Origin of the sequence: Thaumasiovibrio clandestinus, from assembly GCF_047250365.1 — a bacterium.
Lineage (GTDB): Bacteria > Pseudomonadota > Gammaproteobacteria > Enterobacterales > Vibrionaceae > Thaumasiovibrio.
Genome location: NZ_JBLBVL010000007.1, coordinates 33040 through 48440 on the forward strand (window position 1 = coordinate 33040; position 15401 = coordinate 48440).

Annotated in this window: 10 protein-coding genes and 3 pseudogenes; 3 read left to right on the top strand and 10 right to left on the bottom strand. The window is 44.0% G+C overall.

What is annotated here, in order from left to right; genetic code table 11:
* The first annotated feature begins 161 nt into the window (after nt 1-161).
* On the top strand, nt 162-1358 hold the full coding sequence (locus tag ACKLNH_RS11445; RefSeq protein ID WP_413112399.1) for a XylR family transcriptional regulator: 1197 nt from the start codon (nt 162-164) through the stop codon (nt 1356-1358).
* A gap of 74 nt (nt 1359-1432) precedes the next feature.
* Here ACKLNH_RS11445 and ACKLNH_RS11450 read toward each other — a convergent pair.
* The 8 genes and pseudogenes from ACKLNH_RS11450 to ACKLNH_RS11485 form a co-directional block, all read right to left on the bottom strand.
* A pseudogene (locus ACKLNH_RS11450) lies at nt 1433-1627 on the bottom strand (YgjV family protein); the annotation flags it as partial.
* A 36-nt stretch (nt 1628-1663) separates the two neighbouring features.
* Nucleotides 1664-2290: a bifunctional 4-hydroxy-2-oxoglutarate aldolase/2-dehydro-3-deoxy-phosphogluconate aldolase gene (locus ACKLNH_RS11455; RefSeq protein ID WP_413112400.1), complete on the bottom strand. Its 627-nt coding sequence runs from the start codon at nt 2288-2290 to the stop codon at nt 1664-1666.
* Nucleotides 2291-3262 (bottom strand): sugar kinase, encoded by a 972-nt coding sequence (locus ACKLNH_RS11460; RefSeq protein ID WP_413112401.1) that lies wholly within the window; start codon nt 3260-3262, stop codon nt 2291-2293.
* Nucleotides 3263-3265: 3 nt separating this feature from the next.
* Nucleotides 3266-3862, bottom strand: a pseudogene (locus ACKLNH_RS11465) (glucuronate isomerase); the annotation flags it as partial.
* 165 nt (nt 3863-4027) lie between these two features.
* Nucleotides 4028-6007: a BCCT family transporter gene (locus ACKLNH_RS11470; RefSeq protein ID WP_413112402.1), complete on the bottom strand. Its 1980-nt coding sequence runs from the start codon at nt 6005-6007 to the stop codon at nt 4028-4030.
* Between the two features lie 590 nt (nt 6008-6597).
* Nucleotides 6598-7488: a PA4780 family RIO1-like protein kinase gene (locus tag ACKLNH_RS11475; protein ID WP_413112403.1), complete on the bottom strand. Its 891-nt coding sequence runs from the start codon at nt 7486-7488 to the stop codon at nt 6598-6600.
* 158 nt (nt 7489-7646) lie between these two features.
* Entirely contained in the window at nt 7647-9218 is a 1572-nt protein-coding gene (locus ACKLNH_RS11480; protein ID WP_413112404.1) for an ABC-F family ATP-binding cassette domain-containing protein, read from the bottom strand.
* 478 nt (nt 9219-9696) lie between these two features.
* Nucleotides 9697-10578 (bottom strand): annotated as a pseudogene (locus ACKLNH_RS11485) (MBL fold metallo-hydrolase); the annotation flags it as partial.
* A 196-nt stretch (nt 10579-10774) separates the two neighbouring features.
* On the opposite strand from ACKLNH_RS11485, the gene ACKLNH_RS11490 reads away from it, so the two are divergent.
* Together ACKLNH_RS11490 and ACKLNH_RS11495 are read left to right on the top strand one after the other, a co-directional pair.
* Entirely contained in the window at nt 10775-11671 is an 897-nt protein-coding gene (locus tag ACKLNH_RS11490) for a LysR family transcriptional regulator (protein ID WP_413112405.1), read from the top strand.
* Between the two features lie 273 nt (nt 11672-11944).
* Nucleotides 11945-12853: an alpha/beta fold hydrolase gene (locus ACKLNH_RS11495; RefSeq protein ID WP_413112406.1), complete on the top strand. Its 909-nt coding sequence runs from the start codon at nt 11945-11947 to the stop codon at nt 12851-12853.
* Nucleotides 12854-12926: 73 nt separating this feature from the next.
* Here the strand turns inward: ACKLNH_RS11495 and ACKLNH_RS11500 are convergent, their stop codons facing one another.
* Together ACKLNH_RS11500 and ACKLNH_RS11505 are read right to left on the bottom strand one after the other, a co-directional pair.
* Entirely contained in the window at nt 12927-14384 is a 1458-nt protein-coding gene (locus ACKLNH_RS11500; RefSeq protein ID WP_413112407.1) for a sucrose-6-phosphate hydrolase, read from the bottom strand.
* The gene (locus ACKLNH_RS11505) at nt 14381-15376 is read right to left on the bottom strand and encodes an aminoimidazole riboside kinase (RefSeq protein ID WP_413112408.1); all 996 of its coding nucleotides are present in this window, start codon (nt 15374-15376) and stop codon (nt 14381-14383) included. Before ACKLNH_RS11505 ends, ACKLNH_RS11500 begins: the two co-directional genes overlap by 4 nt.
* Nucleotides 15377-15401: the final 25 nt, after the last annotated feature.

A 15401-nucleotide genomic window follows, 5' to 3' on the forward strand; every position in this document is an offset into this window, starting at 1 on the left:
GTTAAATGACGAATACACACTTATATTGCTACCTCATTAAACAAGTCTCAATTATGTTTTTTGTTAAGTTTTTTACCGATTTCATCAATGTGTGTTAAGTCACATGCTAAAGAAAGCTATCCTGATAAAATGTGATACAAACCAAGCGCTCATAGAAGAATATGAAACTCAACACTAATAAAAAATTCAGAATAACTTTACTTTTCAATGCTAATAAAGTTTACGACCGACAGGTTATTCAAGGTGTAGGTGAATACCTTCAGGCAACGCAATGTGACTGGGATATTTTTTTAGAAGAAGATTTCATTACTCAATTAGATCAAATTAAAAATTGGGTTGGTGATGGAATAATCGCCGATTTAGATGACCCTGAAATAACTCAACTTATATCTAGCCTTGACATTCCAACCGTCGGTGTTGGAGGTTCATATCACGCAGAAAATGATTACCCGAATGTTCCATATGTCGCAACAGATAATTACGGCGTAGTTAACATGGCTTTCCAGCATCTAAAAGATAAGGGGTTGGAAAATTTTGCTTTTTATGGCCTTCCTGCTAGCAATCATAAGCGATGGGCATCTGAGCGCGAGCAAGCCTTCTTGAACATCACCAAACAAAACGGCTATTGCGGCACGGTGTATAGAGGCAATGAAACCTCACCAAAAACATGGCAGTATGACATGAACCGCCTTGCCGATTGGTTGCAGCGCTTACCTGCACCAACGGGGATCATCGCCGTTACTGACTCCCGCGCTCGACATCTACTCCAAATGTGTGATCACCTCAATTTACTGGTTCCTGACAAATTTTCTATCATTGGCGTTGATAACGAAGAGCTTGCCCGTCATTTAACCCGCGTATCACTAAGCTCAGTGGGCCAAGGCTGTAAATCTATGGGTTATGAGGCGGCAAAAATACTTCACAAATTGCTTATTGATGAAAACTATCGTGACAAACCCAATGCACGTATTGTTATTCCACCAACACAAGTATTTGAACGACAAAGCACCGATTTCCAAGCGTTAAAAGACCCTTATGTCATTCAGGCAATGCACTTTATTCGTCAACAAGCATGCAATGGAATAAAAGTGGATCAAGTGCTAAGTTATGTTGGCGTATCTCGCTCTAATTTAGAAACGCGATTTAAAGATGAGCGTGGTCACTCAATTCACCAAGAAATACATAACTCAAAGCTATCGCGCGCATGTAAAATACTCTCATCGACCGACTTACCTATCGCAGAGATAGCAACGATCTGCGGTTATCCTAGCTTGCAATATATGTATGCTGTATTTAAGAAGGATCTCGATCTAACCCCTAAAGATTATAGAGAGAGCAATAGAGAACGTGCCTATTAAGTAAGAAAATGTAAATGGCACCTATCAGCAGCCGCTATTTAACCATAAAGATAGCGGCTGATTAAATCATGAACTTAAGGTTTATTATCTTCTATTACTAATTCACTTTTCGTATGACACAGTCGGTAAATAGTAACAATATTCGTTGCAATAAAAGTTAACTCAATCAGTGAACCGCCAATCGAACCAACCCAAATATTGTGGCTAACCCAGCAGAATGAGTTAAATAGAATCAGGCCTCGGAGAGTAATACTCTTGCGAGTAAACAGCCCCTTAACAAGGGGCTGCCTTTAACCAATATTGGTCTAATTTACCGATTTAACAGCTTCACGGGTCAAGCGTGCCAACTCATCCCAATCGCCAGCTTCTATGAGCTTCTTGTCCACCATCCATGTACCACCACAGGCTAAAACTCGAGGTATTGCTAAGTAGTCATTGATGTTAGAAGGGTTAATCCCCCCCGTGGGCATCAACTCGATATCGGTATACGGTGCCAAAAGAGATTTCACCATGTTAATTCCGCCCGACGCCTCTGCTGGGAAAAACTTTAACGTGGTTAGACCCATTTCAAGCGCCGCCTCAACAGTACTTGGGTTATTTACACCCGGCACAATGTCAATACCAACATCTTGGCACGCTTGTACAGTTTTAGGGTTAAAACCTGGCGAGACAATAAATGTCGCTCCAGCTTCTTTTGCTGCTATAACTTGTTCTTTATTTAGTATCGTTCCGGCACCAATCAACATCTCAGGCTGGCTTTCGCGCAGAAGACGAATAGCGTCTACTGCAGCCTCTGAGCGGAAGGTAATTTCGGCTGCAGGTAAGCCATTTTCAACCAGGACTTTACCTAATGGGATAATATCTTCTGCCTTATCAATCGCGATGACAGGGATAACTTTTAGTGCTTTCAGTTGTTCTTTAATGGATGACATTTATATTCCTTTCACGGCATCAATTACCGATTGTGTCAATTCTTTAGGGATAATAGCGCCACGGTGTTGAATCACCATACCAGCCAAGGCGTTGCCACGACGGCATGCATTCTCCATATTCTCACCCGCTAGGTAAGCGGACAAAAAGCCGCCATTAAACGAGTCACCAGCAGAAGTTGTATCCACGACGATATCAACTGGCTGAGTCGGCACGGCATAAGGTAGCGAAGATGCCTCGCTATCGTTAATCAGACACCCATCGGCTCCCAGCTTTACAACGGCTTTAGCTACACCAAGATCTGCTAAACGTGATAACGTATCCTGTGGCGTTGGGTCCTGCCACAGCAACTGCTCATCATCATAAGTCACCAATGCTAAATCCGTTAGCTGATACATCGCTTGATAAACGGACTTAACTCGGCAATGACCATCCTCTGGCCATAATGCTGGTCTAAAGTTGCTATCAAACGCAATTTCAACACCCTGTTGCTTTAATTCTGCTAACATGGACAACAGTTGAGCACAGTCTTCTTCTGGCAAAATGGCAAGGCTTATACCACTCAAAAAGATCATATCTACTTGCTGCAACGCAGATTTCAAATGGTCAAAATCTTTGTGTTGTAATAAGTAACGCGCAGCAGATTGATTACGCCAATATAAAAAAGTACGCTCACCTTGTTCATCTAGCTGAATTAAATATAAGCCCGGCGTGCGTTTAGAATCGAGCAATACATGCTCGGTCGATATACCTTCATCTTGCCAGCGTTTCAACATCCCTTGACTGATGGGATCTTCACCGAGCGCTGTAACATACGATACCTTTACCGTTTCGGGGTGATTATTCGCTTCAAGGCCACGACTCAGATAAACCGCAGCATTTAGCGTGTCACCCCCAAATGTCTGATGCATTAAGCCAAACGGTTTACCGTTCAGCTCTATCATACATTCACCAAGAATGGCGATATGTTTCATTGATTATGTTCTCTCTTCAAAGTAGCGCTTAGCATTACCAAAGCAAATATTTTCAACCATTGACCCAAGTAGAGATAAATCGTTAGGTACTTCGCCATTCTCAGCCCAACGGCTAACCATGTCACATAAAATGCGCCGGAAATACTCGTGTCGCGTATATGATAGGAAGCTACGAGAGTCAGTCAGCATACCAACAAATTGGCTCAGCAAACCCAACTGAGACAGTTGCTCCATTTGACGTTGCGTACCATCTTTTTGCTTATTAAACCACCAACCAGAGCTGAACTGCACTTTACCTGCAATTCCACCACTCTGATAGTTCCCTATCATCGTTGCCATCATTTCGTTGTCACGCGGGTTTAAGCAATAAAGTATAGTACGTGGTAACTCATTGGTTTGATCCATTTCATCCAGTAAATGTGCCAATTCAAACGCTAATGGGCGGTCAGCGATGGAGTCAAAGCCTGCATCGTCACCCAGTAGATTAAACTTTCGTTTATTATTGTTACGCTGTGCACCGATGTGTAACTGCATTACCCAACCCATTTGTGCATAACGCTTGCCCAACCAAACTTGAACCGCTGTTGAGAACTGTGAGCATAGGGCCTATTTCCTTTCTTAAATCATGCCTGTATGGAAGCACATGATCTAAAAATGGCGGTTCACCCATACGATAGAAACTAAAAAAAACCACTCTAGCACTACCGATATGCCGGTAGTGCTAGAATGGCTTTAATACTTCTGCCAATAAGGCTTCGGTTTAAATTATGATAGCGCTAAATCGGGCGCATCTTCTGAAGATGCTAAATGCAAGAAATGCAAGTGACGCTCATACTGACTCAGTGCATCGGCAATGATTTGCTCTTTGGTATAACCAAGCACATCGTATTGCTGACCACCTTGTAACAGATAGACTTCCGCTCGATAATACGCATTCTGCGCATCCGACTCTTCTTCACTGGCGTAACTTGGCATTGCAAATTCTTGCAGACGAATACCATAAGCGAAGTCTTCCACTTCATCTTTACTGACGACCATTCGTACACGTAAATCACTGATTTTCTCAATCCGCGCATTCAAGCCATTCGCTTGCATCTCATCAGCAAGTTCAATTAAAGCAGGCTGAACCGTCGCGGTAATAAAAGATGTTGCTTTATCAAGATCAGGACGGGATACCAAATCAGAAATACGGCTTTGCCAGCTAACGTTCACTTTAGCGTACTGCACAGACGTATTATGTGTTTGAACACTGTTCATCAACAAATAGTCATTACGCAATGCTTTAAACAATGCATAGCAAAACACTAACAACAGCACTGCGATAGGGAAAGCACTCACAATGGTCATGGTCTGCAATGCAGCCAATCCGCCTGCGCCCAACAACGCTGCAGCAACAACGCCTTCCGTTGATGCCCAAAAAACACGTTGCCAAACGGGGGGCTCCATCGCACCACCAGATGTCAGCGTATCGATAACAAGCGAGCCTGAATCAGACGAGCTAACAAAGAAAGTGATAATTAATACAATACCGAAAAATGATAGTACATTCGACATAGGCATCATATCAAAGAACTGAAATAGTGCGACGGGCACATCTTTAGCAACAGTGTCAGCCAGAGACGTCATTCCTCCATTAATGATGGCATTGATTGCCGTATTCCCAAACGCCGTAAACCAAATAAAACAAAAGAAACTTGGGATCAGCAATACACCAATGAGAAACTCGCGAATTGTTCGACCACGTGAAATCCGCGCAATAAACATACCGACAAATGGCGACCAAGAAATCCACCAGCCCCAATAGAAGATAGTCCAACCCCCTATCCACTCTTCTTTAGGATCATAGGCATAGAGGTTAAAGGTCATCGTGACTAGGTCGCTTAAGTAAGCACCGGTATTTTGGACAAACATCTGCATGATAAGCGCAGTTGGTCCCAAAATAATCACTATTGATAACAGAATTAAAGCCAATACAATATTAACTTTAGAAAGCTGCTTAATCCCATTATCTAACCCAAGTACGACCGAGATCGTCGCAAACAAGGTAATAATAACAATTAGCCACATCTGAACTTGCGAAGACACTTCGACATCGAATAGATAATTAAGACCGGCATTAACCTGCATAACGCCGTAACCCAACGATGTTGCCACACCAAAGAGTGTGCCGATTACCGCAAAGGCATCAACAGCATGACCAATTGGGCCATAAATACGCTCGCCAATCAGCGGGTATAAGCTTGAACGTGGTAATAGTGGTAACTTGTGACGATAGCTAAAATAGGCCATGGATAGTGCAACTAATCCGTAGACAGCCCAAGCACTAATACCCCAGTGGAAAAACGTAATCTTGAGCGCCTGTTCAGCCGCCTCAACACTAAATGCCTCGCCTGTAGGCGGCCACATTGTGTGCATCACCGGTTCTGATACACCATAGAAAACCAAACCAATGCCTATCCCTGCAGAGAATAGCATGGCAAACCATGGACCTAAGCTATATTCTGGCTCAGCATGATCGGGGCCTAACTTAATATCACCTAAGCGACTGCACATCACAAAAATGAGGAAGACAAGAATAATTGCGACAGTGGCTAAATAGAACCAGCTCACCTTTTGTACTAACCAGTGCTGGAGTACAGAAAAAATGGATTCTAGCTCGGCCGGCATGGTAACACCGAAGATGACCAAAAGAGAGATGAAAGTAACTGAAGAAAAAAAGACTGGCTTGTTCAAGTCCGTGGACAAAAGCAACTCCTTGTTGTGCTCCTAGCAATTGAGAAGAGAGTGGCTATCCATCACCAATATCAACTCGCCTCAGAGCGGAAAATGAACACGGATCATATCACAATTCATTAGAACACGAAGCATTTCGGTGGTTATAACATTCACTTTTTAACGAAAATCCATTTCTTACACGAATTAAAAAAGCACAGCAAATATATCGTTATCTAAAGATATGACAAATAATCACCATGCGCTCACCCACGTCCTCCACATGAACCTTCTTCCACGCAACCATCACCACTACAGCCATCACCACTACTTGGTACGTTAATGGGCTTCCATAGTTAACACTCATAGTAGTGCGTTACCGATTTTTCGTAATGCTGGTCATTGAACGGCGAAAAACACTGCCATCTGTAGAGCTTCTATCTAAAAAGAATGATTGCTGCCTATGACAATAAATATTGCAGGAGATCTTTCGCTACCGCTTGATTTAACATCTCACAATCGTTCATTGCGTTGCCAAACGCTGCGCGTCTGAACGACTCAACTTAAAAAGGTAAAGCTAAGTTCGTTCAATTAGAGTGTTAGTCGCTATTTGAAGCAACAATTTATTGGGATTCAGCCCAATTAAATTTGCTCTCGTCTATTCCTTCTTTGACTTCTTTGATGCGCTCACGGCGTTTTAGTTCTTCGATTCGGGCCGCATCAATTTCATGCATTATTGCGTCAATATCAGCCAGCGTTTCGCTTTGCTTAAATTTACCAGTTAACTCGCTGTCTGGTTTTAAATCCCCTTTCTCATACAAAGACCAAATTTCCTTCGCATATTCAGTGGTAAGAAGTTCTGGCGCAAACTGTGCGTAATAGTCACGTATGTTATTGATATCGCGAGTCAGCATCCACTCTGCATTATTATTGGCAGAGGCGTCCACCGCTTGCGGTAAATCAATAATAACCGGGCCATATTCATCAACAAGCACGTTAAACTCAGACAAATCTCCATGTATCAAACCAACACAGAGCATTTTCACCACATATGTCATCATAACCTGATGATCTTCAATTGCCTGTTCGGGTGACATCACGACATCGTTCAGCCTTGGAGCAACATAACCTTCGTCATCAGTAATCAGCTCCATCAACAAAACGCCATCGAAGCAGCCAAAAGGTTCCGGTACCCTAACGCCAGCGGCGGCCAGTTTGTACAAAGCATCCACCTCTGCACTTTGCCAAACTCTTTCCTGTTGTTCTCGTCCAAAACCAGAGCCTTTTTCCATCGCTCTAGCCCGACGGCTATTTCGCACCTTTCGGCCTTCTCGATAAGCAGCCGCTTTCTTAAAGCTGCGCTGGCTTATTTCTTTGTACACCTTGGCACAGCGGATCGTCTCGCCACAGCGTACGATATACACTGAAGCCTCTTTGCCACTCATTAATTGGCTTTTCACCTCGTCGACTAAACCATCGTCAACTAAAGGCTGTATTCTTTTAGGTATCTTCATAGCGCCTTTATACATGAGTTAGCTTACAGATGAAATATTAACCAAAGGAATAAGGCGATTGTTGAGACGTTTTCTCGCAAGATGCCTTCCTCACACAGACAATGTGCTTGCGTATGACTTGTTAGGCTGCAACGTCTTGTATATTCCATTGCAAGCATCTACAACTCGAAATGTCTCTTAACCCCTGATTCATTCGCAAAGTCATTATCATGGCTGATAAGAATATAACCACCGCCATACTGATTCAGTGCCTGTGCAAGCATAATTTTGGAGTCGAGGTCGAGATGGTTATCTGGCTCATCAAGCAGCAACAATGGCTGAGCTGGTTGATGACTCACAATCAGCATCGCCAGTTTCATCTTTTCGCCACCGCTGAGTACCTTGCCACGGCGAAACACACTGTCACGACGAAAGCCAATACCCGCCAATAAGGTTCTAGCATCGCTTTCTTTCATCCCCTCACAATGCTGCATCAGGTTATCGAACATCGACAATTGTGGGTGAATCGCACCAAAATGCTGGTCGAGGTAATACAGCGGTGTGTTGACTTTTAGCTCACCACTTTTATGCGAAAATTCACCCAGTAGCGTTTTCAACAGCGTCGATTTGCCGCTTCCGTTTTTACCCAACAAATGAAGCTTGTCATCAGCATAAACTTGTAGGGTAATTGGCTCAGCACGACCAAATGCCAAAACCGCTTCAAGCATCGACACGACTTTGCGCGAACGGCCATGTTGCTTATCCGCCAAGTACAGCCTTTGCCCTTTCATTTGCTCTTTTCGCGCTTGCAAACTTTGCTCTTTCTCTTGCAAATGCGCTTGCCGAAGTTGCTGGTTCTTGCTCCGGTTAGACGCACGGGCACTTGCTTTGTCCTTCTTAGCATCGAGCAAGATTTTTGGCTGACTGCCCTCTTTGCGCAGCTTATTGCCCAACGCTGCTCTTTGTTCGGCTTTCTCTCGATTACGCTGCGCTTGTTCCTCTAGTTGCCTCTTCTGTTTATCGACGCTGGTTAACTGGCGTTCAAGCGCGTGTAATTCAGCGTGCTTCTGCTCGGCATAAACATCGTAGTTACCACCAAACACTTGCAAGCCTAGCCCAGATAGCTCCCAGATTTCTTCCATTTCACGTAACAATTCACGATCATGACTGATCAGTAGAATCGCTCCTGAAAAGCTGTACATCGACTCAATTAACCACTGCTTTGCTTGTGTATCGAGGTGGTTAGATGGCTCATCGAGGATCAGTAACTGCGCCTCACTCTCAAACAACTGCCACAACTGTAATCGCGCTAATTGCCCACCACTAAGTTGAGCACAGGGAAAGTCCAACTCTGCAGGCAAACCCATGGCTTTAAGCTGCTCTGAAAGTCGCGCTGGTAAGTCCCACTGCTCACCCACTATTTCGAACCAATGTTCGCCGCAATCGCCAGATTCAATCTGTTTAAGCGCATCAAGCACTTCATCTTTGCTCAAAAACTGAGCAATAGAGAGATCGCTCGATAACAGATGTGAAGGTTGCTGACGATACACAGCAAATGATTTCGGTAATGTTACGCTGCCGCTTGATGGACGTTGTTCACCGCTAAGTATCGATGCAAACAATGATTTACCAACACCATTGCGCCCAACTAGGCCGACGCGACGCTTAGTCATTGAACACGATAGTTGTTGAAACAGCGTCTCGCCATTACCAAATTGATGACTGATATTGTTAACTTGTAAGATTGGCATAATTTGCCTCCTGCATAACAGGGACAACAGCCGCAGCTTGAGATAAATCTAGAGATGAAATCGATGCGAACATGCACGCCTATACCGGCGATTCAACGAAAGAAATTATGCTTGCAACGAAATATCGGACAGTGAGCTACGCCTACTAACCCTGTAAACCAAAAAATAAAATGATTAATGGATGACAGGTTTAGTTGTTCATGTTGGCGCAAACTCCTATAGAAATGATGGGAAAATACTAGGTTATTTACTGCTCCCAAGTCAAGAAAGATCTGAGCTAGCCACAACATGAGCTAGCCACAACCGCTCGCTCAAAGATGGACAAAAATGGTTTAGTACAAATGTACTAAACCATTAGATAGATCAAAGGATATTTGCAACCTCCAAAATATTGCCGATAGTTTCATATTTCCCATATCACAAATAAGTGCAAACCTTCGACTAAGGAGTTATTTTTCTCCTAAAGAAATAGTAAAAGTTATTGTTTCTGTTTCTCAAGTGCCAAGCGTTCTTCAGCACCTTTTTTAAGCGTGCGTAGTTGCTCAATTAAGCCTTGCTTGTCAACAAAGGGATGTTTATAGTCGTCTCCCCTAGAATCAATAAGTTTACTTGCTTCTGTCATACCATTGCTGAAAGGATGCGCAGTTAGATGAACTGAGATTGGGTGCTCGCTAGCATTTACGAGTTCTTCAATTCGCTCGATGCTTTGGATGTAAGCTTCAACCTGTTCTGGCCCGTCTATAGCATTTAACCCTAAACCACCAATCGAGATAGCTCGATATGTATTTTCGCCATCTTGAACGTCAAAAACATAAGAGGCCGTCCCCCAAGTGTGACCTGGAGTACTCAACAATATAAACTCTTTGCCTCCAACAGTGAACGAGTCTCCATCTTTAGCGACGATATCCGCTTCAGCTAGAAAACGACTGTCCCAATAAGCTTTTGGTTTCTTATTTGCATCTTCAAAGGCCTCTAGCCACCCCTCCTTCGTCATAACAAACTGGGCATTCGATAGCTCTTTTAGATGACTTGCGCCACCCGTATGATCAAAGTGTCCATGCGTCATAAGAACCAATTTAATATCCTCTGGTTTTACGCCCACACTCTCTATATTACGTATCAGCTGTTCAGAAAACGGCCCCGTAAGCGTATCAATTAATACAGCACCGTCATCTGTTTTTATAAGCCAAGATGACACCCAACATACGCCGACATAATAAACATTATCAAATGCCTCATAGGGTTTAATATACTGTCCTTCTGCATTATTTAGCCAACGGTTAAGCTCTCTATCCATTTTTCCAGTGCGGCCAAATTCAGAAAATGCGGCGTTGATAGTCTCAGATGGACATCCCACAAGGTCGTCTGGTGTCAAAGGTTGCGCGAATGCACTTGAACTAAAAAGACAACAAGTGGCGATTAAATTAGTTAAAAACTTAGACATGATTAAGTACCCTAATTGTGAGTTGAAACTATCATAATTTCTTTAAATGCACAGATAAACCGCTTTTTATGCTACATTGAGTTGCACTAATCGAACAGTTAAGAGGTGTGCTATGGATAAAATCACAGGAATGCGCGTGTTTGTAGAAGTGGTCAATTTAGGCAGCTTAACCGCAGCGGCAGGTAAACTGGAGATGTCAAGATCCATGGCAACGAGGCACCTCGCATCACTTGAGAAATGCTTGGGTGTGACGTTACTGAGTCGACATGCAAGAAGATTGCAAATAACCAGTGCGGGGGAAGATGTCCTACCATATTATCGACAAATTTTATCACTAAACGATAGTGTCACGCATATCACAAGCAGAGATGACGCTGAACCTCAAGGCTTGATTCGAGTCGCTTGTAGTGTGTCTTTTGGGCAATCCCATATAGCAAAATTAATACGCCAATTTATCTCAATTTACCCCAAAATTTCGGTAGAAGTCATACTTACTGAGCGATATATTGACTTAGCAAAAGAGCCTTTTGATATCGTTATCCAGATAGGCAAAGAGCAAGATCATCGGATGGTGTCTCGCCAACTAACTACTTGCCACTCTGTAGTTTGTGCTGCACCAAGTTATTTGAAAAGCCATGAAAGACCCTCTAAACCTCGCGACTTAGTCACTCATAATTGTCTACTGCACATCAATCTAGGCAGTAACTTGTGTCTGCGCAAGAACTCGGATGCAAGTACAGATCTCCCCATACAGGTGCCTGTATCTGGTCAATTCAAATCCAATGATGTCATGGTGTTGTTAGAGGCAGCTATTGCTGGCGAGGGAGTGACGTGTTTGCCATCTGTAATCGTTCAGCCTTACATTGATAAACACGATTTAACCCTCTTACTTGAGGGCTACGTGATGGATGATATAGCGATAAACATCCTTTACCAATCCCGCAAACATCTTGCAAAACGAGTCCACAAACTCATCGACTTTCTGGTCGATGAGTTTGTGGACTCCTAATAGCTATAATTAGACTAACTATCACTTAGTTTGAGGAGTATAAGACTGCTTCGTAAATCACAATGGGGCAAAGATGAGCTAGCAATGCTTGTCAGCTCATAGCTAGGCTGAGCCAATTTAGCTTAACCTTGAGTACCATTAATTTCGTCGCGCTGGCGCTATTTCACCTCTCGCAAAATCAATCTTGACCTGTTTATAACTTCACAGTTTATAGTGACTATATTGATAGAGAGCGCTACGTGTGTGCGCTTGGAAGATAAGCAGAGAGAAACGATGAAACGTTTAATTTTGACGATGACATTCTTCGTATTCATGTCATTGAGCAGCGTGGTGGTGTTAGCTAGCAATACAGCCGTTGAGTATGGTGTCGCCATCTCCAGTGACGCTGAGAAAATCGCTTATAGCGTGACCGCAGACGGGGAGACTGCACTTATCTTCATTCACGGTTGGAGTTTAGATAGCAGGCTATGGCGAAATCAAATTAGCTATTTTTCAGAAGATTACAAAGTGATCTCTATGGACTTGGCAGGACATGGACACTCATCGTTCAACCGACAAGAATTCACCATGCTCTCTTTCGCTCATGACATTAAAGCCGTTATTGAGAAAGAAAATCTAAACTCTGTCATCTTGATAGGGCACTCGATGGGGGGTGGGATTATCGCCGAAGCGGCGAAGTTAATGCCGAACAAAGTGATTGGCATTATTGGTGTCGATACGTCACAAAACGTGGCGATAGAATTATCGCAAGACGACCTTGATCTAATGACCAAACCCTTTGAAGATGACTTTCAACGTGGGATGACAGCGTTCGTAAAAGAGTCGTTGCCACAAGAGGTAGAAGAAGAGTTGCTTTATTGGGTAACGGCAGATATGGCGTCTGCACCACCCGCCATTGCTATCAACCAATTTCGTCACTACTTAGGTCAATATGTCAGCGGTGAAGCCAGTCGCGTGTATAAGAGCGTTAATGTGCCAGTCGTTCTGGTGAATGCTCGATTATGGCCAACAAACTCGGCAGAGAATAAGAAACACATTAAAGACTACAGTATTTACTACATTGAAGACACTGGGCACTTCCCAATGTTAGAAAAACCGGATGAGTTCAACAAAACCCTGATGAAGGCGGTTAAGTCCATAAAGGGCTTTGTTTATTGCCTCACACTAAAAAGCCATCACTGAATCTCACAATCACTGGAAAAATGAGGCTCATGGTGACGGCTTAAACCGAGCTCGGTTTAGTTATTAAGGTAACTTAACCATCAAGTCCTTTAATTGCATTCATAGGGTGGAAAACGGTTTTTACGTCACCTTTGACGGAAAGCGAGCTTAAGTTATCGATAAAGAAGCGGCTCGTCATCGTATGTTTACCGCCATTAATAAAGATTTCGATCACCGACTTGTCTACATAAACTTCGATGGTTTGCTTGATGTTCAACCTCGGCGCTTTCCTCACACAGCCAAACTCTTCCGCGTAGAGCTGAGACATCTTGCTCCGATCAAGAGTAAATTCCGTCGCCGTGGCACTGAACACGATGTTATCGCCTGCGGCGTTTGCAAGCTTCAACTCAAACTCGTCAATTTCCGCTTCCGTATCCGTTTCGAGCCGAACCATGAAGCTCGTCGTATCCAGCTCAAGAGCCTTCTCAACCGCGACAGCTTCGCCTTTCAACGCTTTAAGTTCAGGTAAAACAGACTGAACAAGATAGCCACCTTGGATTTGAAGTTCACGAGGTAACGAGAGCATACCCGCCCATTGATGCTTGATGGATGGTGTATCAATCTCAGGCAGACCTACCCAAGCAATCATTATCCGACGACCTGAGTCATCCAAGTAAGTCTGAGGTGCGTAAAAATCAAATCCGTAATCTGGCTGCGCGATGTCTTGGTGGTTCTCTAATTCCGCTGAATCTAGATTTAGGCGATCGCCGACTATATAAGCCACAGAATAGATATTTTTGAAATCGTATGGGTTATCGCTGGACACGCCCTGCGGAGAAAACAGCATCACCGACTGGTTATCTATTTCAAAAAAATCTGGGCATTCCCACATATAGCCAAGGTTGTTGTAACGAGTTTGAATTGGGCCTTTGTGCTGCCAGTTCATCAGGTCACGGCTGCGATACAACGCCATTGAACCAGTCTCTTCGGGAGTTTGAGCCCCCACAACCATCAGATAGTCATCACCCTGCCTCCACACTTTTGGGTCGCGGAAATGTTCTGTGTAGTGCTCGTTTTCGATAACCACGCCGTGCTTTTCTATTTTGCCGTCGACAGACATCTTCGCAAAACACTGGGTTGGCACTCGCAGCCAATTTTCATCACGTTTGTTGCCAGTAAAGAACAACAGTACATTGTCGTTTTCAACCAATGCTCCACCAGAATAAACACCGTGAGAATCGTAATCTTGGTCTGGGTGCAGGCCAATACCGTGGTCTTCGAAATGAACGAAATCTTTGGTAGAAAGGTGATACCAATACTTCATACCATGGACAGGACCAACCGGCGTCCACTGGTAAAATAGATGGTGCTCACCATTAAAGAAACACAAGCCATTCGGGTCATTGAGCAGGCCGAACTTAGGCGCAATATGGTAGTCAGGGTATCCAGCGTCTTGTTTGCGAAGCTTTACCATCGCATCAATACTGTCTTGAGATATCTGCTCTACACGACGATATCTTTGCTCTACTGTCCAGTTCGAATTCAAACTCATACATTCCCCTCAGTGTTCGCCATACTTGAGGAATCTTCCTTAGTCGACTGAGCCGAGATAACAAACTGATCAGAGTTAATAAACTGAGCAAGCGCGTCTTGTGTTGGAAGGGCTGTCATCGCCCCCTTTTGCGTCGTTGCTAATGCACCACAACCATTCGCCCACTGGATTGCAGAATCAACCACTTGTTGATTGTTCCACTCTTCATGTTGGGAAAGCTTTGCAAGTAAGCCACCAACAAAGGCATCACCTGCCCCAGTGGTATCGACTGGAGTCATTGAACGACCAGAAATTAACTCGCCTTGGTTTTCAAAGACTCGCCAAACGCCTTTCGCGCCCTGCGTAACCAGAACTAGCGTGCTGTTAAGCTCTGCTATATGAGCCAAACCTTGTTCCATCGACGTCGAATCGGTCAAGAAATCCAACTCTTCTTCTGAGAATTTAATCACATCAGCCAACTCAACCGCTTTCATAACAACAGACTTGATTTCAGACGGGTTTTGCCACACTTCATCGCGAAGGTTTGGATCGAAGCTGATGTAACCGCCCGCAGCTTTCATGCGCCGGATGGCTTCAAACGTGCTGCTTCGACTTGGTTCATTGGCCAAAGAGATTGAGCAGACATGTAGCCACTCGTTTTTCTTAAATTCGGGAATGTCTTCAACAGACATAAACTGGTCAGCACTTGGCTTAACCATAAACGTAAAGCTGCGCTCGCCTTGGCCATCAAGATCAACCACCACGGTTGACGTGCGTTGTTCAGGGTCCTTCACCAAACTCTCGGTATTCACACCTTCCTTTTGCAGAGTCACTTCCATAAAAGTGCCAAACGGGTCGTTACCCACTCGGCCGAAAAATGCGCTTTTGCCTAAAAGGCGAGAAATCGCTACCGCGACATTGGCAGGAGCACCGCCCGGACATTTCAATAATGTCGCGTCAGTCTCCGGAATGAGGTCGACGACTGCGTCTCCAGTTACCCAAACTTGATTCATCTTTCTTACCTTAGAAATGAAAATC